The following is a 441-nucleotide window of genomic DNA, read 5'->3' on the forward strand; positions in this document are numbered from 1 at the left end:
ATTGATATTAGAAGGGCAGACTTATACAGGAGGAAACCTAACTTGAAAAAGCGCTCGAAAAAAAATAACCCTGAACAAAAGACAAGAAATGGAAGCAATAATCAAGATCTCGAGTTAGGTCAGGATTTCGATCTGGTAAAACAAGCAAAAAAGCAATATGAAAAATCAGGTGGTCAGCCAGTCAAATCAAAATTTCATCAAGAAAAAAATCAATCATCTTAATACACTTATTTGGCCTTCGACATTAGTTGAAGGTCTTTTTATATTAAAAAGCCCTAATAACACCATGAAAATAAGGTAATAGTCCAGTTCACAAATTAGAAATAACTCAATATGTTTTTGTGATTTTGGTCACAGAATGAGTTTGGCTAATTTGGGATAAATAAGATAAGAAATTCAGCAATATATATTTTTTTTAGGATTCATTGTGAATGCATTCAC

The 441-nt window shown here is 31.3% G+C and carries 1 protein-coding gene; it reads left to right on the forward strand.

All coding sequences use genetic code 11. The annotated features are described in order from the left end of the window. The first annotated feature begins 42 nt into the window (after nucleotides 1-42). A complete protein-coding gene (locus CHI06_RS29055; RefSeq protein ID WP_095252078.1) occupies nucleotides 43-222 on the forward strand; it encodes a glycogen biosynthesis protein GlgD in 180 nt (59 codons plus the stop codon). The last annotated feature ends 219 nt before the right edge of the window (nucleotides 223-441 follow it).

The organism is Bacillus sp. 7884-1 (genome assembly GCF_002272245.1).
In the GTDB taxonomy this organism is placed as follows: domain Bacteria; phylum Bacillota; class Bacilli; order Bacillales; family Cytobacillaceae; genus Neobacillus.